Source organism: Pedobacter psychrodurus (assembly GCF_032678585.1).
Lineage (GTDB): Bacteria > Bacteroidota > Bacteroidia > Sphingobacteriales > Sphingobacteriaceae > Pedobacter > Pedobacter psychrodurus_A.
In genome coordinates this window covers 17393-42825 of the sequence record NZ_JAVTSN010000041.1, presented here as the reverse complement: position 1 = coordinate 42825, position 25433 = coordinate 17393, and the positions used below count along the sequence as shown (strand labels likewise).

Below are 25433 nucleotides of genomic sequence, written 5' to 3'. Positions count from 1 at the left end.
ACTACGAAATGCGTTTTACATTAACGGCATTTGGTCCTTTTTTGCCCTGAGCCACCTCAAATTCGACCCGATCATTCTGACCTACTTTATCGATTAGCCCTGTAACATGAACAAAGATTTCATCTCCGTTTTCTGTAACAACAAATCCAAAACCTTTAGATTCGTTATAAAATTTTATTGTTCCCTGCATTTAATTTAGATTTTAAACTATAAACAGACAAAACTTAAAAAGGTTTAGACATCAAATAGATTTTTCGACAAATCTTATTGATAAATCAATAATTAGCAGTGATTTAAAAATAGGCCTAAAAAAGACGTTACAAAAAAAGCAAGCTAAATTCGCGGCTTTAATATCTTAACGATATTACACTAAGCATTAACAAATTGCATTTGTGTAGCATCATAACGTCCACCAGCAGTAGCACCAACAGGAACAATAGATGCTAATTTTTCTTTTTCATCCGGAGTAAGTACAATGCCCGATGCGGCTGCATTTTCTTCGATGTATTTGATGCGTTTTGTACCGGGAATGGCTACAATTCCCTGATTAATTACCCAGGCCAGTGCCAATTGAGATGGAGTAATGCCTTTATCAGCCGCCATTAACTGGATTTCTTTTAGCAATTCTAAATTCTTATAGAAATTTTCGCCCTGGAACCGGGGAATACTTCTACGAAAATCATCAGCGGCAAAATCGTCCGGACTTTTTAGATCACCTGAAATAAAGCCGCGTCCTAATGGAGAATAAGCAACAAAACCAATTCCAAGTTCATTTAGGATATCCAATACACCACTGGTTTCTGCCTCACGTTCGAAAAGTGAATATTCACTCTGCACTGCCGTAATTGGATGGATTTTGTGTGCTCTTCTGATGCTATCGGCAGAAACTTCCGATAGACCAATGTATTTAACCTTACCTGCTTTAACGAGGTTGGCCATAGCGCCTACGGTTTCTTCTATCGGGGTATTGGGATCAACGCGGTGCAGGTAATATAAATCAATATAATCGGTGCCGAGGTTTTTTAAAGAGCGATCTATAGCTTTATTCACATAGGCTGGCGTACCATTAAAACCCCAGGTTAACTGTTCGTTATCGTCTACTTCGTATCCAAATTTTGTGGCGATGGTATATTCATTACGTTTACCTTTTATTGCTTTTGCCACCAAACGCTCGTTCAGCAATGGGCCATACAGATCGGCGGTATCTAAAAAATTAATCCCGAGTTCCAATGCCCTGTGGATGGTTGCAATTGAGTCCGCTTCGTTGGCTTTACCATAAATATCGCCACCAGCTATGGTTGTCATACCCATGCAACCTAAACCTTGGTCGGAAACTTGTAGCCCCTGGCTACCTAAGTTGATTCTTTTTATGTTCATATTTTCTTTCTTAATGATTAACAAAGGTATCGTGCTAAGCACCAACACCAGTTAAACAAATCAAAGTGTTTATTAAACAAATCAACGAAACAAAAATATAGAAACTTAAGCGGGCAAAACGCTGTTTCTAATTTTCATTGGGGTGTAGCCTGTATGTTTTTTGAAAAAATTATTAAAGTATGATGCGTAATCGAAACCCAAACTAAAAGCAATTTCAGCAACACTCCAATCGGTTTGAAGCAATAGCGATTTGGCTTCTGCCATGATGGCTTCATTGATGATGGAAGTAGTGGTTTTACCTGTTACTTCCTGAATTGCAGCATTTAAATGATTCACATGAACCGATAATCTTTCGGCATAATCGCCGGCCTTTTTCAGCTTTAGCGGATCTTGTGGCGAATCTACAGGAAATTGTTTATCCAAAAGGGTTAGGAATAGATTGGTAATCCTGGCGGCAGCATTTGCTGGATTAAAATAAGCGACAGCGGGCTGCATTTTAACGGCCTCGTGGATAATTACATTTACAAAATTACGGATGAGGTCGTATTTATAGATATAATCACTATCCATCTCTGTTTGCATTCTGATAAAAATGCTTTTTAGATAAGCTACCTGTTCATCTTCCAAAAGATAAACCGGGTTTCCATCCGCCTTAAACAAGGTAGAATCCTGCAAACTATCCATACGTGTACCTGTATGTAAAAAGTCTTCACTAAACACACAAAAGTGCCCATCATAAACCATATCCTCTGCTTTTGCATCCCAGGAATAGGGAATTAACGGATTGGTAAAAACCAGAGCTGGTTTACTGATTTCGATATCGCGGTTAGCATACAACAAAGTACTGCAACCCTTGGTAACCAAAGAAATTTTATAAAAATCCCTCCTGTTATAAGCGGTCAGCTTACATTTATCATCATTCATTCCAGCAACCCTAAACTGTATCGGATCGATGTGAATACCAGAAAATGAATTTGCTTTTTTGTTGGATATTGAATTTTGATGCATGTTCAAAATTAAACAATTCAAAGAGAAAATTACGCTATGAAAAGTTTATGAAAATTGAACTAGCTCTTTTTACCACTAAAAATTACAAAGAAAACACTAAAACCACCTAAAAGGAAAACTATTCCAAGAATCATATTTATTTTATCGCCCATTCTGTAATGTACAAACAAAATTCGTAATGACAATAGGCTGACACAAAATTATTACAAATACAACTGAAAGTTGTAAGAATATCTGTTTCGACAGTTCTCTTTGCTTTAAATAAATTTACTAGTTAGTAACTAATTTTAAATCGTTTAATTGGATTTTTTGCTACTAGGAAAAGCGAAATTTTAAATCTAATGCTTCACTACACATCTGGATATAACTTTTAACCTGGATACACCCATAATATTCTTGGCAACTATTCCATTTTCCGTAATAATGGTATCGAACTCAACTGAGCTTCCGATATACAAACCTTTTGCTTTGCAATCCACAATATCAAAATAAATGTTCTCTTGAACCAGATATTGTGAGATTAAATCAAACCCTCTTTTCTTGTTGTAGGCTGTAATTACTCCAATCATAAAATCATTTTTAGTCATCTAACCTAATACTATCAGCACAATACCTATCATATTGTAGACCTGTTAAAAGAATAAATAGATAAGACTCACTAATTGAATGATGAATAATTTCGGACAAAAGGCCTTCATCATCTTTTTGATATTAATCATCTACTTTCTACAACAAATCCTAAACATAAAACTGGCAACGATGTTAAATAGTCAATATTAATCTAGCCTAATATGAAAAAGTTAACCAAAAATAGCACTAATGAAGACTTGGAAAATGTAAAAACCGGTGACACCATTAAGGATGACACTGGAAAACAGGGAGAGGTTACCCAAATTGAAATTCTAAATCGGGGATTTGAAAAACAATATTACTACAAGCTTAAAAATGATGGCACCATCCTGGTTATTAAGTAGTACTATTTAATTGCTAACAATCAAACATTTAAGTTTTGATATTTAACCTTATATTTAAGGTAGTAAAACGATTTAATCATCCTCCAACATCATGAAAACAAAACATTTTATCTGTTTGGCTTTTATATCGGCCTTTGCTTTTGCAAGCAGCTTTACTTATAAAGCTATTGTAGCTGAAAATGATGTATTTTTTAAGATAGACACCTTAGCTAAAAATCTAACTGTTCCCTGGCAAATTACTTTCCTGCCCGATCGTACCATGTTGTTTACCGAGCGGACGGGTGTTGTCCGGCTCTATCGCCAGGGAAAGCTTCTGGAAAAACCTATTCTTCAGGTAAACGATATCAGAGCTGAAACTAAAACAGGGCTGTTGGGCATGGTTATCGACCCTACTTTTATCAAAAATCATTTTATTTATATCGCACACAATTATGGAGCTGATAATCGCCTATGGCTCCGTGTGGTTCGATATGAATTCAAAAACGATACTCTTATCCATCCAAAAACCCTAATTGAACAAATTCCAGCGGCAAGAAACCATACGGGCTGCAGATTGGTTTTCGATCCAGACCAAAAACTCTATATTTCTACCGGTGATGCAGACCAACCCATCCTGGCACAAGACCTGAAAACTTACAATGGTAAAATTTTAAGGATAAATGGTGATGGAACTGTCCCTGGCGATAACCCTTTCGTCAAAAATGATACCGCACGTAAAGAAATCTGGTCGTATGGGCATCGGAACCCTCAAGGACTTGCTTTCGAACCCAATACAAAAACACTTTATGCAACAGAACATGGCCCAACTGGCGGTGATGAGGTGAATATGATTGAAAAAGGGGGAAATTACGGATGGCCTGTGATCCATCACCAGGAAACTAAAACAGGCATGATTACACCATTTCTTGAATATACGCCATCAATTGGCCCGGCAGAAGCCAGATTTTACAGTGGAAAAGCCTTTCCCCAACTCAAGAATAACTTATTGGTTGCCTGTTTAAGAGGCGAATCTATTTTAAGGATCGAAATGGATAAAGGTAAAGTGCTTAAACAGGAAGTGCTGCTGAAGAAACAATATGGAAGAATCAGGTCTTTGGTTATTGGCCCCGATGGATACATTTATATAGCTACATCAAACTTTGATCTGCCCGAAAGCAAAGGTGAGCGGCCTTACGATATGATCCTCAGGTTGAGTCCTTCAGGTATAAAAGCCGGTCACCTTGCCCAAAACATTTCATCCAACAATAAAACAGCGGCGACTGAGCTTACCACAGCTACCCTATTTAAACAACTTTGTGCATCGTGCCATGGCGACAAACTACAGGGAACCGAAACCGTTTATAGCCTTATAGGAGGCAAATTTAAACATGGGGCAGATAAACAATCGATCGTTAACAATATCACTAACGGTATTATCGATAAGGGTATGCCAGCCTGGAATGGCGCCATTAGTAAAAAAGACATCGAAAGTTTGGCTAATTATATATTAATGGAAACAAAACGCTGAAAATAATTGGGAAAGAAAGAATATTAAATCATTTTGTCATTCAATTCAATCATTCTGTCATTCAACCCTTAAATTCGCATAAATTTTGATACAATACCTGATCCTAAAAAACAATATTCTATATTTATTAAAAAATCCCTCAACCAAATAGATGAAAACAACTTTTACGCTATTGTTATCTGCAATTGCAGTTCTACTTATTTCAGCAACCACATTAAGCAAAAAGACTTACAAAAACGGAACTTTCAGTTTAAAGGCTAAAAACAAAATTGATACGCCAGACCAGGATCGTTTTGTTAAAGTTACCCTTGCGCAAGGAGAATTTACGGAACCAACCGAAATGACTATCCTCCCAAATCTCGATATTTTGGTAGCACAACGCAGAGGAGAAGTATTAATTTATAAAAACCTGACTAAAAAAATCAAAGAAGCGGGCAAACTTGATGTGTATTTCAAAACCAATACACCTGATGTAAATGCAGAAGAGGGTTTATTGGGCATGGCCGCAGATCCTAAATTTGCAGTAAACAAATACATCTATCTTTTTTACAGTCCGTTTGACAAATCGGTAAACCGATTATCGAGGTTTAAACTGGTTAACGATCAAATTGTTAAAGCATCAGAAAAGATCATTTTAGAATTCTATTCTCAACGCGAAATCTGCTGCCATACCGGTGGATCTATCGCCTTTGGATCAGACAACCTGCTTTACGTTTCTACTGGTGATAACTCCACTCCTTTTGATGCGCCAAAACAACAATATGTAAATAAAGGATATGCCCCATTAGACAATAGAAAAGGTTTCGAACAGTACGATGCCAGAAGATCGGCCGGTAATACCAACGATTTAAGAGGGAAAATATTAAGGATTAAAGTAAATGAAGATGGTACCTACAGCATTCCTGATGGCAATCTTTTCCCAAAAAACAATCCTAAAACCAGACCCGAAATTTATGTAATGGGCGATAGAAACCCATACCGCATTTCGGTAGATCAAAAAACGAATTTTGTATATTGGGGAGAAGTTGGACCTGATGCAAGCAATGACGACGCTTTAAGAGGCCCGAGAGGTTACGATGAAGTAAACCAGGCACGTAAAGCAGGTAACTTCGGCTGGCCATTATTTATAGGCAATAACTATCCATATAAAGCTTACGATTATACCAACGGTGCCAATGGCAACGCTTTTGATCCGGCTAAACCGATCAACAATTCGCCAAACAATACTGGTTTAGAGCAACTTCCACCGGCACAACCGGCATATATCTGGTATCCTTATGGCGAATCGGCAGAATTTCCACAGGTTGGTGCAGGCGGACGTACCGCAATGGCCGGCCCTGTATATTATGCAACTGCAAATTCGCCCTATCCAACTTATTATAACGGAAAACTGATTATTTATGAATGGGTTCGTGGATGGGTTAAAGCGGTAACAATGAACGCAAAGGGCGATTATGTAAGCATGGAACCCTTTATGGCGAATGTTTCTTTAGCAGCACCAATCGACATGGAATTGGGGCCAGATGGAAAAATATATGTTCTTGAATATGGTAAAGGTTGGTTTTCGAAAAATCCAGATGCTGCGATTACCAGAATTGATTATTTAAAAGGAAACAGACCGCCATCGGTTGAAAGTTTAAATATTGCCAAAACTAGTGGCTTGCTCCCTTACAAGTTAACTGCAACTGTTACCGCCAAAGATCCTGATGGTGATGCTTTAACTTATGTTTGGAACCTTGGAAAAGGAATTATCAAAACAACTACTGCACCAAGCTTACAATATACTTTTACCAAAGCAGGCGAATATCCTGTGAGTGTAACAGTAATGGATAAAAGTAAGGCTTCGGCAAAAAGTCGGGTGATTCCGGTTTTTGCAGGAAACGAACATCCTAACGTGAGTATCGATTTAGCAGGAAATAAAACTTTCTATTTCCCAAATAAACCTATTGATTATAAGGTTTTGGTGAGTGATAAAGGCTCGAAAGTAAACAATAGCCGCATTTATATTTCCAATACCTATACGGAAGGGTCAGATTTAGCAGGAGCACAATTGGGTCACCAACAGGCCGCGCAAACCATGGTAGGCAGAGCATTAATGTTAAAAGCCGATTGTAGTACCTGCCACAAAGAATCGGCAGTTTCTATCGGCCCAGCCTTCGATAAAATTGCTGCAAAATATAAAAGCGACAGTAAAGCTTCTGATTATCTGGCTTCAAAAGTGATTGGTGGTAGCCAGGGTGTTTGGGGAGAAGTACCAATGCCTGCACACACCGCAATGAAAGAAGCAGATGTGAAGAAAATTACCGAATGGATTATGACTTTGGGCAACAAAGAAACAGTTAAAGCATCATTGCCAACTTCTGGAAAAATCGTACCACCGGCAGCAACAGATAAAAAGAAAACGGTGTTCACCTTAAAAGCTACCTACACTGATGCAGGAGGTGCAGGTTTAAAACCGCTAACCACTACAAACGCGATTAACCTGAAAAGCAGTATCATTGATGCTGACGACATTAAAGACTTTGGCGGTTTTGAACGCAAAGATATTTATGGCGGCGAAAAACTGGTATTAACAAAAGATAATGGCTGGATCGCCATTAAAAATGTAGATTTATCAGGCATTTCGGGCTTTGGTTACTCATTCTTAAACCTTGATCCTGGATCAGATGGCGAAATCGAAATCAGATTGGATGATAGTAAAGGGATCATGATCGGAAAATCAACTTTTAGGAAAAGTATCCCGGTAAATATGATCTCGGATGGAAAATTCCATTCTCTTTATTTTATATTTAAAGAACTAAAAACCGGCGACAAAAAGAACCGACCGATTATCCAGTCGATTACTGTAGAACCTAAATAATTTCAATAAACTATCGCGCCCGAAACTTATTCACATTAGGTTTCGGGCTTTTTATTGTAAAAAAATACCGTTTAACACCTTTCATTAAATCAACAATAATATCTTTGCAGCAAATTCGAAGGATTTCCATGCAGAACATTAAAAACATCATTTTCGATTACGGAAACGTAATATTTGATATCGATTTCAGAATTGCGCAAGCATCTTTTCAAAAACTCGGCATTACCGATATCGAAAACTTCTTCGCCCATAAAGCACACAACCAATTATTTGATGATTTTGAAACCGGTGCAATTTCACCAGCCGAGTTTAGAGCAGGAATTAGAAAAGCTGCAGACCAACCAGAACTGACCGACCAGCAGATTGATGATGCATGGAATAGTTTATTGATCGGAACCATTCAGGAAAACCACGATTTGTTGCTTCAGGTAAAAGATAAATACCGTACATTTCTATTGAGCAACAATAACGAAATCCACTACGATTGGATTATCAATTACCTAAAAACCACTTTCAAAATCAATAATTACGACGATTATTTTGAGAAAGCTTATTTTTCTCAGCACATGAAACTGCGTAAACCCAATACCAATATTTTCGAACAGGTATTAAAAGACAATAACCTGGATCCTGCAGAAACCTTGTTTATTGACGATAGTCCACAACATATAGCAGGTGCTAAAAAAGTAGGTTTAAATACCTTATTAATGACTGAAAAACCTGCAAAGCTCGGAGCCCTTTTAAAAGCAAACGGAATTTTGTAAATTGGTGTATGTCAGAAAAAAAGTTTAAGTCGCTAAAAGAGTTCTACCCTTTTTACTTATCAGAACATCGCAATACCACATCACGTATTTTACATTTTATTGGTACAGGATTGGTTTGCCTTGCCTTTTTTACAGGTTTTCTTTTTCACAACTGGCATTTCTTTTTAGCCATCCCCGTATTGGGTTATGGTTTTGCCTGGGTAGGCCACTTTTTCTTCGAAAAAAACAAACCCGCTACTTTTCAGTATCCGGGTTACAGTTTAGTAAGCGATTTTATTTTGTTCTACGATCTGCTTAGCGGCAAACAGTCTTTTGTGGTAAAGAAGTAATTGGCTTTAGCAAAAACCGTTCAACCTAAACTCGATTGAAGCGGCATCCCCCAATCCTTTATTGGGGATATAGCGCAAAGCGAGACTGCATATCCCAAAGGACAACTGCACGCTCATTTTCAAAAAAAATCAAAGACTCGCGAAGTTAGCCGTCCCCCACAAGCTCAATAAGCTTCGCAAGTGAGTTAAACAAAAAAGTTGGCAATTTTCAGTTTGCAGTTTCTAGAACTACCCTACCTTATAGCGAGGCCATAGAGGCGGTCGTCATCCTGAATTTATTTCAGGATCTTTTAAGCATTAACATCTTAATCCTAATAAAATCTTATTCTGTGATCACAAATATTAGATTTATTTTTCCTTTCCCGCATGTCGTAGGGCATCAAAAATAAGACAGGAAAGATGCTGAACTAAATTACTTCAAAAGATTTTAAAGAAAAATCGTCACCTCGATCCGATAGCTATCGGATGAAGTCCAACCTATACCGATTTTCATCGATAGTGAAATAGAGAGATCTTCTGATATAGATTTCTCGACTACGTTGCACTTCGCTCGAAATGACGATCCTAAGATTAACCGAAAACTAAACTATAGCTTTCTTCTTTTCAATTCTCTTTCAATTAAACCCAACTCACGACCAGTTTGTCCGGCAACCGAAGTATTTTCCTGTGCCCTTCTGAACAAATAGGGCATTACTGCTTTAATAGGTCCGTAAGGAACATATTTTGCCACATTATAATCTGAATCGGCAAGGTTAAAGCTTAAATTATCGCTCATTCCCAACAATTGGGCAAAATATACATGAGGATGGTTATGGGTAATATTCTTTTCTTCTAAAAGATAAGTCAGTAAACGGCTGCTATCCTCATTGTGCGTTCCGGCAACAATGGCAATTTCTTCAATATGATCTACACAATAACGCAAAGATTCGTTGTAATCACGATCGGATGCTGCTTTATCAGGTTGAATTGGCGAAGGATAACCCATTTCAGCTGCACGTTTGCGCTCTTTTTCCATGTAAGCACCACGTACCATTTTCACGCCCAGAATAAAACCATCGGCTTTGGCAATTAAGTGGTCGGCTTTCATATCAGCCAATTTATCATGACGGTACATTTGATACGTATTGTATACAATAATACGCTCACGGTTAAATTTACGCATCATATCCAGCGCCAGTTCATCAATGGTGTTTTGGATCCAGGTTTCTTCAGCATCGATCATAATTGGTACGCCTTTATCAAAAGCGGTTTTACAGATCATTTCACAACGCAGTTTCACTTTTTCGTATTCGGCCTGTTCTTCCGCTGTTAAAGTTTCTTTGGCATCCAGTTTTTGCAATAAGGCAAAACGGCCAATCCCCGTAATTTTGAAAACCGTAATCGGAATTTTGGCATCGCCATCAGCGCGTACGATTGTACGGATAATTTCGGCGCAGGTTTCGTCAAAAACCTGTTCCTCTTCTTCTCCTTCTACCGAATAATCTAAAATGGTACCCACTCCGCCTTTATCCAATTGCTCAATGGCTTTATTGCATTCGGCAATGGTTTCGCCACCGCAAAATTGCTGAAAAATGGTTGCTTTAATGGCACCCTGAATCGGCAGACCGATATTTAAAAAGAAGTTTGTAATGGCCGGACCAACTTTGGTAAGAAAATTACTGCCGATCATTTTAAAAAGCCAAAATGCTTTTTTCAGTTCGTTGTTAGATTTTTGACGGAAAGCGATTTCCGTATTGTCGAAATTAGGTTGTTTGTTGGGGGATAAATCCATTTTTATCTATATAATAAGTCAGATTGGTGCAAAATTATAAAAAGCATTGATTGTTAAAACTAAAAACCTCTAAATATTCGTATTTTTGCATAAAATGATACAATTCAAATTAGAAGGCGAATTTATTCCATTAATCCAGCTGTTAAAAGCAAGTGGATTGGTAGGCAGTGGCGGTGATGCCCAAACCGTTGTAGAAGATGGTTTAGTAAAAACTAACGGCGAGGTCGAATTTCGCAAACGTTATAAGGTTAGAGTTGGCGATATTATTACTTTTGGCGAAAACAAAATAGAAGTTATTTAATGGAACCACTAACCAGCGCAGGCCACACCCTATATTTCGAAAGCAACTTAGCCGCACTAAAAACACTTTTAGAAAGCAATACATACAGCAAAGTTTTTGTGCTGGCGGATGAACATACCAGCGAAATCTGCTTGCCCCTCTTTCAATCGCTTTTGGATGATTTTTCTGAATTCGATCTGATTGAAACTTCGGCAGGCGAAGAAAACAAGAACATCGATTTTTGTATCGGAATATGGAAAACCCTGCTGGATTTTGAAGCCGACCGCAAAAGTTTGATGATTAATTTAGGTGGTGGCGTAATTACCGATATGGGGGGATTTATTGCATCTACCTATAAAAGAGGGATAGATTTTATCAATGTGCCCACTACCCTTTTATCGCAGGTTGATGCTTCGGTGGGTGGTAAAACCGGAATTGATATCGACAATGTAAAAAACATGGTGGGTACTTTTACCTTGCCACAAATGGTTTTTATCGAAACCGCATTTTTGAAAACTTTGCCACAGCGCGAGCTTTTATCAGGTTTTGCCGAAATGATCAAACATGGTCTAATTTATGATAGGCCATATTACGAGAAATTAAAAGAAAGTAACTATTTAACACCTTCTGCCGAAGATATTTACCGTTCTGTTGAAATTAAAAACGAAGTGGTTACGATCGATCCACAGGAGAAAAACCTGCGGAAGATTTTAAACTTCGGTCATACCATTGGGCATGCTGTAGAAGGTTACTCTTTGGCTAACGACGAAAATCCATTAACACATGGCGAGGCGATTGCCATCGGTTTTGTTTGTGAAGCGGCTTTATCGATCAAAAACAGCACCTTAACGAAAGAAGAATTGAATGATATCAGTGGATATATTTTATCGCTGTATCCTAAATACCACATCAAAAAAGAAAGTTTCGATACCCTCTTAGAATTGATGCAAAGTGATAAAAAGAATGAAGATGGAAACATCCTATTCTCCCTTTTAGAAAAACAAGGCAAATGCACGTTTAACTGCCGTGTAAGCACTGCCGATATTTTAAGCAGTTTAGATTATTATAACAGTTTGTAAAAATGAATTTTACCGGAAGTGATATTTCTGTTATCGGGCTATTTGGTTTCGTAATCGTTTTAACCTTGGTTGAAATGTATTTCAGTTACCAGCACGACAGAAAGTTATATACCAAACGCGACACCTGGACCAACATTTATCTGATGACGGCCGCTGTTGTGATCAATTTAGGCACAAAAACATTCACGTTTTTCTTATTGGCCTATTGTTACCAATTCCGTTTGTTCCAGATCGCTAACGTTTGGGTATATTGGATCGTGTTGATTTTAGCACAGGATTTCTTATACTGGTTTCTGCATACCGTTGGCCATTATGTACGTTTTTTCTGGGCCATGCACGTTACACACCATTCATCAGAGCATTTTAACCTCACAACAGGTTTCCGTTCAACCGTATTTGAACCGCTTTATCGTGTTTTCTTTTATTTGCCACTGGCATTTATGGGCTTTACTGCAGTTGATATTCTTTTTGCTTACCTGGTTACCCAGATTTATGGCAACCTGGTGCATACACAATACAACATTAAGTTTCCGAAATGGTACGAATACATTTTTGTAACCCCATCGCACCACCGTGTGCACCATGCCAGCAACGTGCGTTACCTGGATAAAAACATGGGTATGGTTTTAATCCTTTGGGACAGATGGTTTGGCACCTTTCAGGAAGAATTGCCTGAAGATGTGGTGAAATATGGTTTAACCACACAACCTCAGGATACAGGCGCAGTAAATATTATTTTCCACGAGTTTATTGCCCTAAAAGCTGACGTTAAAAAAGCACCAACCTTTATCGATAAAGTGAAATATATCTTCAATCCACCGGGATGGAGCCATGATGGAAGCACTAAAATTGCCAAAATTATGCAGCAAGAGTTACGCGAAGAAGAACAAAAGAACTACGAAGCATTACAGCAGGAAAAAGTAAAAGGACTTAATGACCGCGGAGAATTAAGTTCTACAGGATAAAAAATAACCTAAAGGTCTGTGTCTCCACAGACCTTTTTTGTTACATTTTCTTTTGTTTTCTAGCCACGCCGTTTAGGCGGGGATACACGGAAAAACACGGATATTAAATTCATAACACCTATCCGCTACCATAAACGTCATTCTCGCGCATGCGGGAATCTTAATGCATTAGCTATTATTTCATATTTGTAAAATTGCTCCTTCAGTCCTCCTTATATCCGATAGCTATCGGATGACGAACATTCTTTTGGGATCGGTAAATGGTAGCACAGCGAAGAATCTCTGAGTATGCAAAACAAATGTTTTATCGCTTGGAGATGCTTTCTTTCTCATTATGACAACTTATCTGTGTTGATCTTTTTCATCTGTGGTTATAACACTTTAACCATATAAAAATTCGTTTTTAAGCTATTTTAAATAAGATAAAGACCAATTCAGAAAACAGACTGTTTTAAACAAAATTAAATTTTATTAAAAATATTTTCATTTTCCTATTGACAAATTAAATTTTGTTACTACATTTGGCTCAACGAAAAAAAAATGAAAAATTTTAACACATATTACTTTGGTTACTTTTACTATTTTAGTAAGAGCCGGGGCTAATATGCAAAAAGATATATAACAATATTAAAATGTATAAAAAAGTCCCGGCAAACAGCCGGGACTTTTTTGTTTTAACGCAAAAATGGAAACGACAAAACGAGTAGCAATTCAGGGTATTAAAGCATCTTTCCACGAAGAAGCCGCATACAAATTCTTTGGTAAAAACATCGAAACTGTAGAGTGTAATTCTTTTAAAGAAACCTGTGATAAATTAGAGAAAAACGAAGCCGATTTTGTGGTAATGGCAATCGAAAACTCTATCGCTGGTAGTTTATTACCAAACTATACACTGATCCGCGATTATGGCTTTTCAGTTGTAGGCGAAGTTTACCTCCCTATTCAACTGCACTTAATGGCGCTGCCTGGAGTAAAGTTTGAGGATATTAAAGTGGTTACCTCACACCCAATCGCCATCCGTCAGTGCATTGATTTCTTTTACGATTACCCACATATTAAAATTGTGGAGAGCAATGATACTGCTGCCTGTGCAAAACGCATTCAGGAAGAGAAATTAACCGATACGATGGCCATTGCAAACAGTTTAGCTGCTGAACTTTATGGCTTAAACATTTTAGAACGCCGCGTAGAATCGAACAAGAAAAATTATACCCGTTTTCTGATCCTTAAAAAGGATAAAACAGATGAAGGAAAGAAAATAAACAAAGCATCAATCTGTTTTCAGGTTGGACACAAAGCAGGCTCATTGGCTACCGTTTTAAACATCTTTGCCGAACAGGATGTAAGCTTAACAAAAATACAATCTATGCCGGTTTTAGGTAAACGAAATGAATATTACTTTTACGTCGATTTAGAGTGGCCGAGTACCGAAAAATATGATAAGGCCATTAGAAAAGCTTTAAAATACACTTCGAACTTTAATATCCTTGGCGAATATCAAAAGAACGACAAAGTATAAATAGTCAGAGGTCCGAAGTCAGGAGTCCGAAGACAAATAACAGAACAATCAACTCATAATATAAAATAATTAAAATATAACTCCGGATTTCCGACAAAGGACTACGGAATTTAAACACCCCCCATCATCATGAAACTTAATTTAAACATTCAACCTTTAAACACCTGGTTAAACGTAAACAACGAACCATTAATCATTTCTGGTCCTTGCAGTGCAGAAACTGAAGAACAATTATTAACAACGGCACATTTATTGGCTGCTACCGGTAAAGTATCGGTATTGAGAGCTGGTATCTGGAAACCACGTACCCGTCCGGGAGAATTCGAAGGTATCGGAAGTATTGGTTTAGAGTGGTTAAAACGTGCTAAAGCAGAAACTGGTTTACCAACAGCTGTTGAAGTTGCAAATGCAAAACATGTTGAAGAAGCTTTGGCAGCAGGCGTTGATATCCTTTGGATCGGTGCACGTTCTACTGTAAACCCTTTCACTGTTCAGGAAATTGCTGATGCTTTAAAAGGCCATGATGTTCCGGTATTGATCAAAAACCCGGTTAATCCTGATTTACAATTATGGATTGGTGCAATCGAGCGTATCAACGGCGCTGGAATTACTAAAATCGGTGCCATCCACCGTGGTTTCTCATCGTTCGAGAAAAGTTCTTTCCGTAACGAACCAATGTGGGAACTGGCTATCCAATTAAAAACACTTTGTCCTGAATTACCGATCATCAACGATCCAAGCCACATTTGTGGTAACCGTGAGTTAATCCCTTACATTTCTCAAAAAGCATTGGATTTAGATATGCAAGGTTTAATGATCGAATCTCATGTAGATCCTTCAGTAGCCTGGACAGATGCCAAACAACAAGTTACTCCTGCTGCCTTAGCAGAATTGGTAGACCGTTTAACTGTACGTGAACCAGAAGCACCAAACGAAGCTTTCGCTGATAAATTGGCTGATTTACGTAAATCAATTGATAAAATTGATGATATCTTATTGCAGAAATTAGGTGAACGTATGGCTATTGTTGAAAAAATCGGTGAATTTAAACGCGATAATCAGGTGACTATTTTACAGGTTAACCGTTGGGATGCCATCATTAAAAAAGGTCATGCTTTTGCAAAAGCTTTAAAATTAGACCTAAACTTTACTGAGAAATTCTTAGAATTGATGCACGGTGAATCGATCCGTAAACAAACTGAAATTATGAACGCTGGCAAAGCTGAACAAGGCATTGCTGCTGAGCAACATACTGAAGTTAAAGCGTAATAAGGTAGAGGTTTAGGGTTTAGGGAAAACAAAAAACGCTAAAAAAGAAGTCCTCTACAAATAACATTATTAATGTACTGTCAGCTGAAAACAGCTGACAGTACATTTAAGAATAAATACAGAATAAAATGTCGAAAAACGCCTTAGTTTCTTTTAAAGGAACCAAGAATATTGATACGGAAATCCAATTAACAGGCTCGAAAAGTGAATGCAACAGGGCCTTAATTATTAGCGCTTTAAGCAAGAAACTGGTTAAAGTTGAAAATCTTTCCAATGCTGCTGATACAGTAACATTAAATGGTATCCTTAATAATCTTGAAGAAGAATTAGAAGTAGAAATTGAAGAATCTAAAACAGTAGACGTCGGACCTGCAGGAACAGCGATGCGTTTTTTATCGGCTTATCTTTCGGCTAAAAACGGAAATTTCCTGTTAACGGGAACTGAAAGGATGAAACAACGCCCAATTGGCATTTTAGCTGAAGCTTTAAAAACAATAGGTGCCGATATTTCCTATGCAGAGTCAGAAGGTTTTCCTCCATTGAATATTGTTGGTCCGTTGGATCAAAAAACTTCCCAGGTAAAGATTAAAGGAGATATCAGCAGTCAATATATTTCGGCATTGCTGATGATTGCACCTATCCTACCGCAGGGTTTGACTTTAGAAATTGAAGGTGAATTGACCTCGAAGCCATATGTAGAAATGACTTTAGATATGCTTGCAGAAGTTGGTATTGAACACAGTTGGGCAGGAAATTCAATTTCTATTAAACCACAGGCTTTTAAACCTGGCACTTTGGTAGTTGAACCCGATTGGAGCGCAGCATCATACTGGTACAGCATTGCAGCTTTGGCTGATGAGGCAGAAATCGCTCTCCCAGCTTTAAAAGAGAAAAGTTTACAGGGCGATAGCCAGATCAAAAATATCATGAAGATTTTTGGTATCGCAACCAGCAAAACCGATAAAGGAATTGCCATTAGTAATCTAGGTCTTACTTTGGATACCAAAGAAGTTTTAGATTTGAAAACCTGTCCTGATTTAGCGCAGACCATAGTGGTTATTGCTGCTGCTTTGGGCAAAAATATGGCCTTTACAGGCTTAGAAACCTTAAAAATCAAAGAAACAGACCGTATTGCAGCCCTTCAGAACGAATTGGCTAAAATAGGCGTTACTTTTACTGAAGATAATCTGGTTTATACTTTAAATACAGACAACCTTCATTTTCCAGATAAGGTTACCTTTGCAACCTACGAGGACCACCGTATGGCGATGGCTTTTGCACCTCTTGCACTATTGATCAACGAAGTTGAAATTGAAGAAATGCAGGTAGTAGAAAAATCTTATCCTTATTACTGGGAAGATTTGAAAAAGGCTGGTTTTGAGGTGAAAGAGATTTGAGACACGAGATATGAGATTTGAGAGAATCTATACCAGGGTTGAAACACTAGATTAAATTAAGACAAATAAACAACAAGCTAACTAGATTTGAGTAGGGCTTGAGGTGTAAATCTCAAATCTATTATCTCAAATCTAACATTTAAATAATATGGCAGGCAACTCATTCGGACAACTATTTCGCATCACAACTTTTGGCGAATCTCATGGCGTAGCCATTGGGGTAATCATTGATGGCTGTCCGGCGCAATTGGATATCGATATGGATTTTATCCAATCGGAACTGGATAAACGTAAACCGGGTCAATCCAAAATTACGACACAAAGAAAGGAAAGCGATACGGTTCAGATTTTATCGGGTGTGTTTGAGGGGAAAAGTACGGGAACACCTATCGCGCTTTTGATCCCTAATGAAGATCAACGATCAAAAGACTACGGTCATAATGTTGATGTTTACCGTCCTAGCCATGCCGATTATGTATATGATGCCAAATATGGTATCCGCGATCACCGTGGCGGAGGCCGTTCCTCTGCACGCGAAACGGCAGCCCGTGTAGCAGCTGGTGCCATTGCTAAATTATTCTTAAAACAACAGGGCATCGAAATTTTCGCGCATGTTACTTCAGTAGGTACCATCGAAGCGCCAAATTTAGAAAGCAATGATTTATCAGCTTTGCTACAGATTAGAGAAGAAAATATTGTACGTTGTGCCGATCCGGCAACAGCACACGAAATGATTGAATTTATTGATTCGGTTAGAAAAGACGGCGATACTGTTGGCGGTAAAATTGGCTGTGTAGTAAAAGGTTGCCCGGCTGGTTTGGGCGAACCTGTTTTCGATAAATTACATGCCGATTTAGGTAAGGCAATGCTCAGCATAAACGCCGTTCATGGTTTTGAATACGGCTCTGGTTTTGCAGGAAGTGAGTTAAGAGGATCACAGCACAACGATATTCCGCAACCAAAAGCTGCAGATTCGAAAGTATTTAAAACCACAACCAATTATGCTGGCGGTATTTTAGGCGGCATTTCGAATGGTATGGATATTACTTTCAAAGTGGCTTTTAAACCTGTGGCTACCATCATGCATAACCAACAAACCATTAACGCTGCCGGCGAAGCTTCTGAAATTAAAGGAAAAGGCAGGCATGATCCATGCGTAGTACCAAGAGCTGTGGTAATTGTAGAAGCGATGGCTGCGTTGGTTCTGGCAGATCAGTTTTTAAGAAATAAAGTAAGTACGATCTAATTTTTGTTTATGAGAATACTAAGCATCTTATTCGTATTGATCAGCGTTAACGCATTTGCACAACGCTATTCTGAGCAGATTGCAAAACATCGGGAGGAATACAAACATGATTTTATAAAGGATAACAATTCTCCACTCAAGAAAAAAGACCTGGAAAACCTTCATTTTTACGAGGCGGATAGCACTTATAAAGTATTGGCCGAAGTAGAACTACTCAAAAATGAAAAGGTTTTTAAGATGCCAACTTTTAATGGTACCAGCAGTGATTATTATAGGTATGCACATGTAAATTTCATTCTTAATGGAACAAAGATGCAGATGACTTTATACAGAAGTGTTTCTTTATCAAGCAATCCGGTTTATAAAGACCATCTATTTCTCCCTTTTACTGATGAAAGCAATAACAAAGAAACTTACGGTGGTGGCAGGTACATTGATCTGGATGCAAAAGAAATTGTAGACAACCACATTGAAATCGATTTTAATAAGGCTTATAATCCATATTGTGCCTATAGCGATGGATATCGTTGCCCGGTACCGCCTGAAGAAAATGATCTGCAATTGGCCATTAATGTTGGAGAGAAGTTATACACAGGAGAGAAGAAACACCGCAAATAAAATACAGGAATATGTTGATCTAAAAAATAATACTTTAATTGTATTATGATCTACATTTTAGCGGTAATTAGAAACTTTAAATGTAAATTAGTTGTTCCCAAACTAAACTGCATAATTATCCCTAAATGACCTATACGTGTTTAATCGTTGATGATAACGAAATTGAAAGAGATGCCATTGAAATGCATCTTAAAAAAATTCCCTCGTTAAATATTATAGCAGTTTGTGGCAACGGTATTGAGGCATCACAAATTTTATCCCGAACCGATGTAGATATTGTTTTTTCTGATATTGATATGCCAGAACTATCAGGCATGGATTTATTAAAGAGTCTTAAAAAACAACCTTTATTTATATTTATTACCTCATTTAGCGAATATGCAGCTGAAAGTTTCAATCTGGATGCTTTAGATTTTATTGTAAAACCAGCCACTTTCGAGCGTATATTAAAAGCAACCAATAAAGCTATTGAATACCTTGAGTTGAAAAAACTTGTCGGAAAAGAAAATCATTTTGATCATAACTCCACCAATGAGGAAGGAGGCGATCATTTCTTTTTCAGAGAAACCAAGGGGATTACAAAATTAAAGTATGATGATGTGATCTATATCGAAAGCATGGGCGATTTTTCTAAACTGTTTACCAGCTCCGACAAGCACATTATTTTGGTTAGCCTTAAAAACCTTGAAAAACAACTGCCTTCTAAAATATTCTCCAGGGTACACAAGCAATATATCATCAACGTTAATCATATCACCACCTTAACCAATCATGAGGTGCATTTAGAGCATAATTTTCTGGTTCCAATCAGTGCATCAAACCGACAGGAATTATTGGAAAAATCTATTGATAAGAAAATTTTATCCAGATTTTTAAAATAAATTATTTTTTCAATACAATTTTGAAGTTACTACCGCCAGCAGGATTAACATCAGCATTGATTTTACCATCCATCATGCCTACAAAAGTTCTGCAGAGCAGTAAACCTAAACCCGTACCTTTTTCTTTATTCGTACCTAAAGTGCTTATACCCGCACCAATATAACCTGGTTTATTAAAATGAGCCACCTGAACCGAGCTTAAGCCAATGCCGGTATCAGAAATCTTGATTTCCTGTTGCTTGCCCAGGCTAGCTGAAGTAATTTCTACTGTTCCACCGTTTGGTGTAAATTTAATGGCATTGCTTACCAGGTTTCGGATCACCAAACCCAGCATATTTGCATCCGCTTTGCAGATGGTCCCGTCAGCGATTAAGTTCCTGATATTCAGCTCTTTTTGATCAGCATAATCTTTTAAGGAATTAATTACTTCAGCTGTGAGATGCTGTATATCGAGCGATTCCAGATATGGATTGAAGCCCTGCATCTGGCTTGCGGCCCAATTGAGCAGATTCTCCATCATCGTTGAGGTATAGGTTAAATTATTCTTCAGCGATGCTGCATAACGGATTAACTTCTCCTGTTCAATGTTGCCACCTTCCAACAACTGCATAAAAGATATCAGTGAATTTACCGGTGTACGCATATCATGACTTACTACGCTAAAAATGCGGTCTTTAACCTTACTTAACTGCTATAATTCAGCTTTCTGATTATTGATAATTTTATTCAGCCTTGTTGTTTTTCTTTGATTTAAAAATATCACAACAGCAATAATTAAAATTAAAGTGGCAGCGATAGAGAGGAATATTTTTACACGTTCATCAAATTGAATCTGTTGCTCCTGCTTACTGATCTGTTTGTCTTTTATGCTTGCCGCAATCTGTGCCTGAAATTTAGCACTGGCAAATTTACCATCCTGTGCCAAGCGCTGAATATCAAGATCAGCCTTTGCTTTCTGAAAAGTTAACAGATCCAGTGCTTTTTCCTTATCACTTAAGGCCAGTTGCTGCCTTTTTAAAGTAAGTTCCTGTTGTTGTCTTTTTAACTCTCCTTCGGTAAGTTTTTGCTTCAGTAAATAATTTCTTTCCTTTACACCAAAATCTAACTGCATTTGTCGGCGGGTAATCTCTTTTTCCTTTTCCTGGTCAAAAATCCGATCTCGAACATCAATATACTGCCTATAATAAACTAACGATTTATTATACTCTTTTTGTTTTTCGTAAACTGTACTTAAACCCAAAGCAGCTTGCTTTTCAATATCTAAAAACCTGTTTTCCTCACCAATTTTTAAACTATTGCCGAGCAAAATAATGGCGTTTGTAAAATCGTTTTCTTTCTGATAAAAATTACCCAAGGCAAATAAGCTTGAAGCATAGGCCTCTTGATCATCACCTGATTTACTTAATTCGACTGATCTTTGATAAGATTTTAATGCGGCATCTTTTTGTCCTATAGCACTATACAGATCGCCCAGATCGCGTTTCACTGTGGCTACAATGCCCATATCACCTATAGTTTCAGCTACCTTAAGTGATTTATTGTAATATTCTAAAGCCAGTTTAATCTTCTGGTTGGGTAAAACATTCATTTCCATCAGTTCGCGATCGGATGCCTGAAAATAATTTGTGCCAATCAACTCGTAAACCACCGCTACTCCCCTGCTTATTTCTCCTTCTTTAGCAAATACCTTTAAGGCCATTTTCATATAAACAAGGGCCTGGCTTTGGTTACCCAAACTTTGATAAATGGTAGAAATATTGGTATAACAACTGGCCATATCGATTTCATTCCCTAATCTCTCATATATAGCGATGGCTTTTTGGTTCACTTCTAAGGATTTTACATAATCAGGAATACTGCTGTACAATGCCCCCAGATTGAGGTAAGTACCTGCTTCCATATCCAGATTACCAATTGCTGAAAATTCGGAAACTGCTATCAAATAGTTTTCTTCAGCCTTTTGGTAATTAGACCTTCCATGGTACATCACGGCCCTTCGGTAATAGGCCATTGAAGAGAATTTTTTAAGGTTTTTTTCATGCGAAAGCCGGATGGTCTGATCTAAATATTCCTCCGCTTTATCTATGTTTCGCATCCTCATATATTGACGGTAAACTTCTGTCAATATTTTGATCTTGGTCGAATCCGATTTTAAGTTCTTTTGATTTAAACTTAAAAGGCTATCCAGTTTTTTTTGTGGTGCCGCAAGTTGTGCAAAACAGAGGCTATAAGAAAACAAAACCATCAAAAACGTGATACCTGTTTTAAAAAATACGAAAAAGGTACTTACCTGTTTATCAATAAGGTATCGCTTCATTTTCCAATAAAATTAAACATTTTTTTTATTGGAAAATATGTACAAAGAACCTTGAAAATTACAGTGTTTCACAATTGGGATGATATAAAACATGCTGAAATAAAAAATTTTATTTGGTTTATAAAAGTATATAAAAATTCAATTACTAAGTAACCGAATTTTTACCACATTGATAAAAAAACATTTTTTTACATTACTTGAGCATGCCACCATCTCATTCATTTTAAACCAACAGTTAGGTTTAAATGAATCTCATTATTTTAAATTAAAAGAATGCAGGGTATTTTGTCGGATTAGCATCGTGCATCATCTGGTAAATCGTTTCAATCACATCGTCTACAGAAGGTTTACTAAAATAATCGCCATCCGAACCAAATGGTGGTCGGTGTGCTTTAGCCGATAATGTTTTCGGTTGCCCGTCCAAATGGAAATAACCTTTTTGCTCTTCCAAAATCTTTTGTAAGATATAGGCTGACGCCCCTCCAGGAACATCCTCATCTACCACCAGTAATTTATTGGTTTTGGAAAGCGAGTTTACACAAACATGGTCAATATCGAAAGGTAAAAGCGTCTGAGGGTCAATAATTTCGACTGAAATACCCAGAAGTAACAGTTCTTCTGCTGCTTCCTGAACGATTCTTAACGAAGAACCATAAGAAACCACCGTAATGTCGCTTCCTTCTTCTAAAACTTCGGCTTTACCTAAGGCAATAGTAAATTCACCAACATTGCTGGGCAACTTTTCTTTTAAACGGTAACCATTTAAACATTCGATTACCACTGCAGGTTCGTCGGCCCTAAAAAGGGTATTATAGATTCCTGCTGCCTGCGTCATATTTCTAGGTACACACAGGTGTAAACCTCTTAAAGAGCCCAATAACATACTAATTGGTGAGCCCGAATGCCAGATTCCTTCCAACCGGTGACCACGTGTACGTATAATAACCGGTGCTTTTTGAATCCCTTTCGTACGATAAGAAAGTGAAGCTAAATCATCGCTCAATACATTTAAAGCAAATATTAAATAATCGAGGTATTGTATTTCTGCAATAGGTTTTAAACCACGCATGGCCAGGCCAATACCCTGTCCCATAATGGTCATTTCTCTTATGCCTGTATCGGTAATCCTCAATTCACCATATTTAGCCTGCAAACCCGCAAAACCCTGATTTACATCACCAATATTACCTAAATCTTCGCCAAAGGCTACCAAACGCTGGTCGCGGGCAAAGTTTTCGTTAAAACAGGCATTGAGCACTTCCCTTCCATCAACCATTTTGGAAAGATCATCGTAGATGGGGTCTACTATAGTAATATTAGCAGGACTTTCTTTACCATCGGTATGCAGTTTAGAATTGTACCTATCGTAATTAAGTGCACCCTGATCTTTATACCATTTTAACAGTTCATCGCGCTCTGCTGAAGGGTGATTGGCCGACAATCGGATAGCTTTACGTGCGGCAACAAAAACCTCCCTACGTTGCGCATCGGCAATTGAAGCCAAATTAGCAGCAATTTTAGCCAGCTCAGGCTGATGTTTAGCCACTCCGCTGATAAGATCTACTACTTGTTTATGTTCTGGCTTAATGCTGTCTAAAAACTCATTCCAGGCTTCTTTTTGCGCATTACGGACAAGTATTTTTGCCGCTTTTTCAATTTCCGCAATTTCTTCTTCCGTAGCTACAGCCGAGTCGAGCATCCACTCGCGCATTTTCAAGATACAATCATGTTCGCTTTCCCAGGTTAAACGTTCCTTAGACTTATATCGCTCGTGTGAACCTGATGTAGAATGTCCCTGAGGTTGAGTAAGTTCCGTTACATGAATTAAAACCGGCACATGCTCGGCTCTACAAACATTTATTGCTTTTTCGTATACTTCGCACAAAGCAGGATAATCCCAGCCTTTTACTTTATAAATTTCATATCCTGGTTGTTCAGGCTCACGCTGAAAACCTTTTAAAACTTCCGAAATGTCCTCTTTTGTAGTTTGATATTTTGCCGGAACCGAAATTCCGTAAGCATCATCCCAAATGGAAATGGCCATTGGGATCTGTAAAACACCGGCAGCATTAATGGCTTCAAAAAATACACCTTCTGATGTTGAGGCATTGCCAATAGTACCGAAGGCCACCTCGTTTCCATTAACAGAAAAATGTTTTAAATAATCGAGTTCTCTATTTTCCCTGAACAATTTAGAGGCATATGCCAAACCAACCAAACGAGCCATCTGGCCGCCTGTTGGCGAAATATCTGAAGAACAGTTCTTTATCTGCGTTAAATCGTTCCAGCTGCCATCTTCATTCACTGATTTTGTAGCAAAGTGACAGTTCATTTGTCTTCCTCCAGAGAATGGATCTGCTCCATCAGTAGGATTTGCGTAAAGCTGGGCAAAAAATTCTTTTATAGTCGAAATGCCCGTTGCAAAGGCAAAAGTTTGATCGCGGTAGTAGCCCGAACGCCAGTCTCCATTTTTAAAAGCTTTGGCCATGGCCACCTGCGGAACCTCTTTACCATCGCCAAAAATACCAAATTTAGCCTTGCCTGTTAATACTTCCCTACGGCCTAAAACACTGGCCTGCCTACTCTCATAGGCTATTTTGTAGTCGCTTATAACAATTGATTTAAAATCGTCAAAACTCAGTTCGGAAGCATCAGTAGCGTTGGTCATCAATTTTTCATTCGGCATAGTAATCAAAGATTGGTTGTGGCAAATATATACAAAATTAAAAGTTTGCCTTTATCCTCGATTGTAAAATTATATATCGAATTGTAAAATAATAATTGGAATAGTTTTTGTTTTAATATGAAAACATTAAATTTGTTTTAGAATTTAAAAAAATAAATTACAACCACATAACATGAAAAAGATCTTAGTATTATTCGCTTTTGTATTAGGTTTTGGTATTGCTGCAAATGCACAGGCTAAACCTGCTGAATTTAAATTTGAAACTGAAACGCATGATTTCGGTAAAATTGTTTTAAACAAACCAGTAACTTACGATTTCAAATACACCAACGTTGGTGAACAGCCATTAATTATTACTAAAGCTGAAGCAAGTTGCGGATGTACAGTACCTAAATACACTTCTACGCCATTAAAAAAAGGCGAAACTGGTGTAATTTCAGTAACGTTTAACGCTGCTGCTGGTCCATCTACTTTTTCTAAAGCGGTAACCATTACTTCAAATGCTAAAACACCGATTAAAGTGCTTTATATTAAAGGCGAAACGGTTGCAGCAGCATCAAAATAATTTTTTAACCGATAATATTTA

23 protein-coding genes are annotated in these 25433 nt (G+C 37.7%); 15 read left to right on the top strand and 8 right to left on the bottom strand.

From position 1 onward, the window contains the following. Position 1: 1 nt before the first annotated feature. The 4 genes from R2S57_RS22960 to R2S57_RS22945 all read right to left on the bottom strand — a co-directional run bounded on the left by R2S57_RS22960 (position 2) and on the right by R2S57_RS22945 (position 2954). Entirely contained in the window at positions 2 to 190 is a 189-nt protein-coding gene (locus R2S57_RS22960) for a cold-shock protein (protein WP_316847281.1), read from the bottom strand. Positions 191 to 369: 179 nt separating this feature from the next. Next, entirely contained in the window at positions 370 to 1377 is a 1008-nt protein-coding gene (locus R2S57_RS22955; protein WP_316847280.1) for an aldo/keto reductase, read from the bottom strand. Positions 1378 to 1482: 105 nt separating this feature from the next. Beyond that, positions 1483 to 2385: a helix-turn-helix domain-containing protein gene (locus tag R2S57_RS22950; RefSeq protein ID WP_316847279.1), complete on the bottom strand. Its 903-nt coding sequence runs from the start codon at positions 2383 to 2385 to the stop codon at positions 1483 to 1485. A 338-nt stretch (positions 2386 to 2723) separates the two neighbouring features. Beyond that, complete coding sequence (locus tag R2S57_RS22945; RefSeq protein ID WP_316847278.1) at positions 2724 to 2954, bottom strand: hypothetical protein; 231 nt, start codon at positions 2952 to 2954, stop codon at positions 2724 to 2726. Between the two features lie 222 nt (positions 2955 to 3176). Here R2S57_RS22945 and R2S57_RS22940 point away from each other — a divergent pair, with 222 nt between their 5' ends. The 5 genes from R2S57_RS22940 to R2S57_RS22920 all read left to right on the top strand — a co-directional run bounded on the left by R2S57_RS22940 (position 3177) and on the right by R2S57_RS22920 (position 8819). Beyond that, the gene (locus tag R2S57_RS22940) at positions 3177 to 3359 is read left to right on the top strand and encodes a hypothetical protein (RefSeq protein WP_316847277.1); all 183 of its coding nucleotides are present in this window, start codon (positions 3177 to 3179) and stop codon (positions 3357 to 3359) included. 91 nt (positions 3360 to 3450) lie between these two features. Further along, a complete protein-coding gene (locus R2S57_RS22935; protein ID WP_316847276.1) occupies positions 3451 to 4866 on the top strand; it encodes a PQQ-dependent sugar dehydrogenase in 1416 nt (471 codons plus the stop codon). Between the two features lie 151 nt (positions 4867 to 5017). Continuing rightward, complete coding sequence (locus R2S57_RS22930; protein WP_316847275.1) at positions 5018 to 7726, top strand: PQQ-dependent sugar dehydrogenase; 2709 nt, start codon at positions 5018 to 5020, stop codon at positions 7724 to 7726. 128 nt (positions 7727 to 7854) lie between these two features. Beyond that, positions 7855 to 8490, top strand: coding sequence for an HAD family phosphatase (locus R2S57_RS22925; protein ID WP_316847274.1), 636 nt, complete (start codon positions 7855 to 7857; stop codon positions 8488 to 8490). Between the two features lie 8 nt (positions 8491 to 8498). After that, a complete protein-coding gene (locus tag R2S57_RS22920; RefSeq protein WP_316847273.1) occupies positions 8499 to 8819 on the top strand; it encodes a DUF962 domain-containing protein in 321 nt (106 codons plus the stop codon). 586 nt (positions 8820 to 9405) lie between these two features. Here the strand turns inward: R2S57_RS22920 and R2S57_RS22915 are convergent. Then, positions 9406 to 10590 (bottom strand): proline dehydrogenase family protein, encoded by a 1185-nt coding sequence (locus R2S57_RS22915; RefSeq protein WP_316847272.1) that lies wholly within the window; start codon positions 10588 to 10590, stop codon positions 9406 to 9408. A gap of 94 nt (positions 10591 to 10684) precedes the next feature. Between R2S57_RS22915 and R2S57_RS22910 the strand changes: the two genes are divergently transcribed. From R2S57_RS22910 to R2S57_RS22870, 9 genes are all read left to right on the top strand, one after another. Then, a complete protein-coding gene (locus R2S57_RS22910; protein WP_029275915.1) occupies positions 10685 to 10891 on the top strand; it encodes an RNA-binding S4 domain-containing protein in 207 nt (68 codons plus the stop codon). Further along, positions 10891 to 11949 carry a 3-dehydroquinate synthase gene (gene aroB, locus R2S57_RS22905; protein ID WP_316847271.1) on the top strand — a complete coding sequence of 353 codons (1059 nt, stop codon included), beginning with the start codon at positions 10891 to 10893 and terminating at the stop codon, positions 11947 to 11949. The genes R2S57_RS22910 and aroB overlap by 1 nt, the downstream gene beginning before the upstream one ends. 2 nt (positions 11950 to 11951) lie before the next feature. Beyond that, entirely contained in the window at positions 11952 to 12914 is a 963-nt protein-coding gene (locus R2S57_RS22900) for a sterol desaturase family protein (protein ID WP_316847270.1), read from the top strand. Between the two features lie 685 nt (positions 12915 to 13599). After that, positions 13600 to 14433 (top strand): prephenate dehydratase, encoded by an 834-nt coding sequence (locus R2S57_RS22895; RefSeq protein ID WP_316847269.1) that lies wholly within the window; start codon positions 13600 to 13602, stop codon positions 14431 to 14433. Positions 14434 to 14562: 129 nt separating this feature from the next. Then, a complete protein-coding gene (locus tag R2S57_RS22890; RefSeq protein ID WP_057934078.1) occupies positions 14563 to 15702 on the top strand; it encodes a chorismate mutase in 1140 nt (379 codons plus the stop codon). Between the two features lie 128 nt (positions 15703 to 15830). Further along, on the top strand, positions 15831 to 17099 hold the full coding sequence (gene aroA / locus R2S57_RS22885; protein WP_316847268.1) for a 3-phosphoshikimate 1-carboxyvinyltransferase: 1269 nt from the start codon (positions 15831 to 15833) through the stop codon (positions 17097 to 17099). Positions 17100 to 17247: 148 nt separating this feature from the next. Then, the gene (aroC, locus tag R2S57_RS22880) at positions 17248 to 18345 is read left to right on the top strand and encodes a chorismate synthase (protein WP_316847267.1); all 1098 of its coding nucleotides are present in this window, start codon (positions 17248 to 17250) and stop codon (positions 18343 to 18345) included. A gap of 9 nt (positions 18346 to 18354) precedes the next feature. After that, entirely contained in the window at positions 18355 to 18963 is a 609-nt protein-coding gene (locus R2S57_RS22875) for a DUF1684 domain-containing protein (protein WP_316847266.1), read from the top strand. A 125-nt stretch (positions 18964 to 19088) separates the two neighbouring features. Further along, positions 19089 to 19844, top strand: coding sequence for a LytTR family DNA-binding domain-containing protein (locus R2S57_RS22870; protein ID WP_316847265.1), 756 nt, complete (start codon positions 19089 to 19091; stop codon positions 19842 to 19844). A 1-nt stretch (position 19845) separates the two neighbouring features. Here R2S57_RS22870 and R2S57_RS22865 read toward each other — a convergent pair whose 3' ends face one another. The 3 genes from R2S57_RS22865 to R2S57_RS22855 all read right to left on the bottom strand — a co-directional run bounded on the left by R2S57_RS22865 (position 19846) and on the right by R2S57_RS22855 (position 24847). Beyond that, positions 19846 to 20511, bottom strand: a complete 666-nt coding sequence (locus R2S57_RS22865) for a sensor histidine kinase (protein ID WP_410479105.1) — start codon at positions 20509 to 20511, stop codon at positions 19846 to 19848. 24 nt (positions 20512 to 20535) lie between these two features. Continuing rightward, on the bottom strand, positions 20536 to 22161 hold the full coding sequence (locus R2S57_RS22860) for a tetratricopeptide repeat protein (protein ID WP_316847263.1): 1626 nt from the start codon (positions 22159 to 22161) through the stop codon (positions 20536 to 20538). Between the two features lie 265 nt (positions 22162 to 22426). Next, complete coding sequence (locus tag R2S57_RS22855) at positions 22427 to 24847, bottom strand: thiamine pyrophosphate-dependent enzyme (RefSeq protein WP_316847262.1); 2421 nt, start codon at positions 24845 to 24847, stop codon at positions 22427 to 22429. Positions 24848 to 25019: 172 nt separating this feature from the next. Between R2S57_RS22855 and R2S57_RS22850 the strand changes: the two genes are divergently transcribed. Continuing rightward, positions 25020 to 25412, top strand: a complete 393-nt coding sequence (locus R2S57_RS22850) for a DUF1573 domain-containing protein (protein ID WP_316847261.1) — start codon at positions 25020 to 25022, stop codon at positions 25410 to 25412. Positions 25413 to 25433 lie beyond the last annotated feature (21 nt).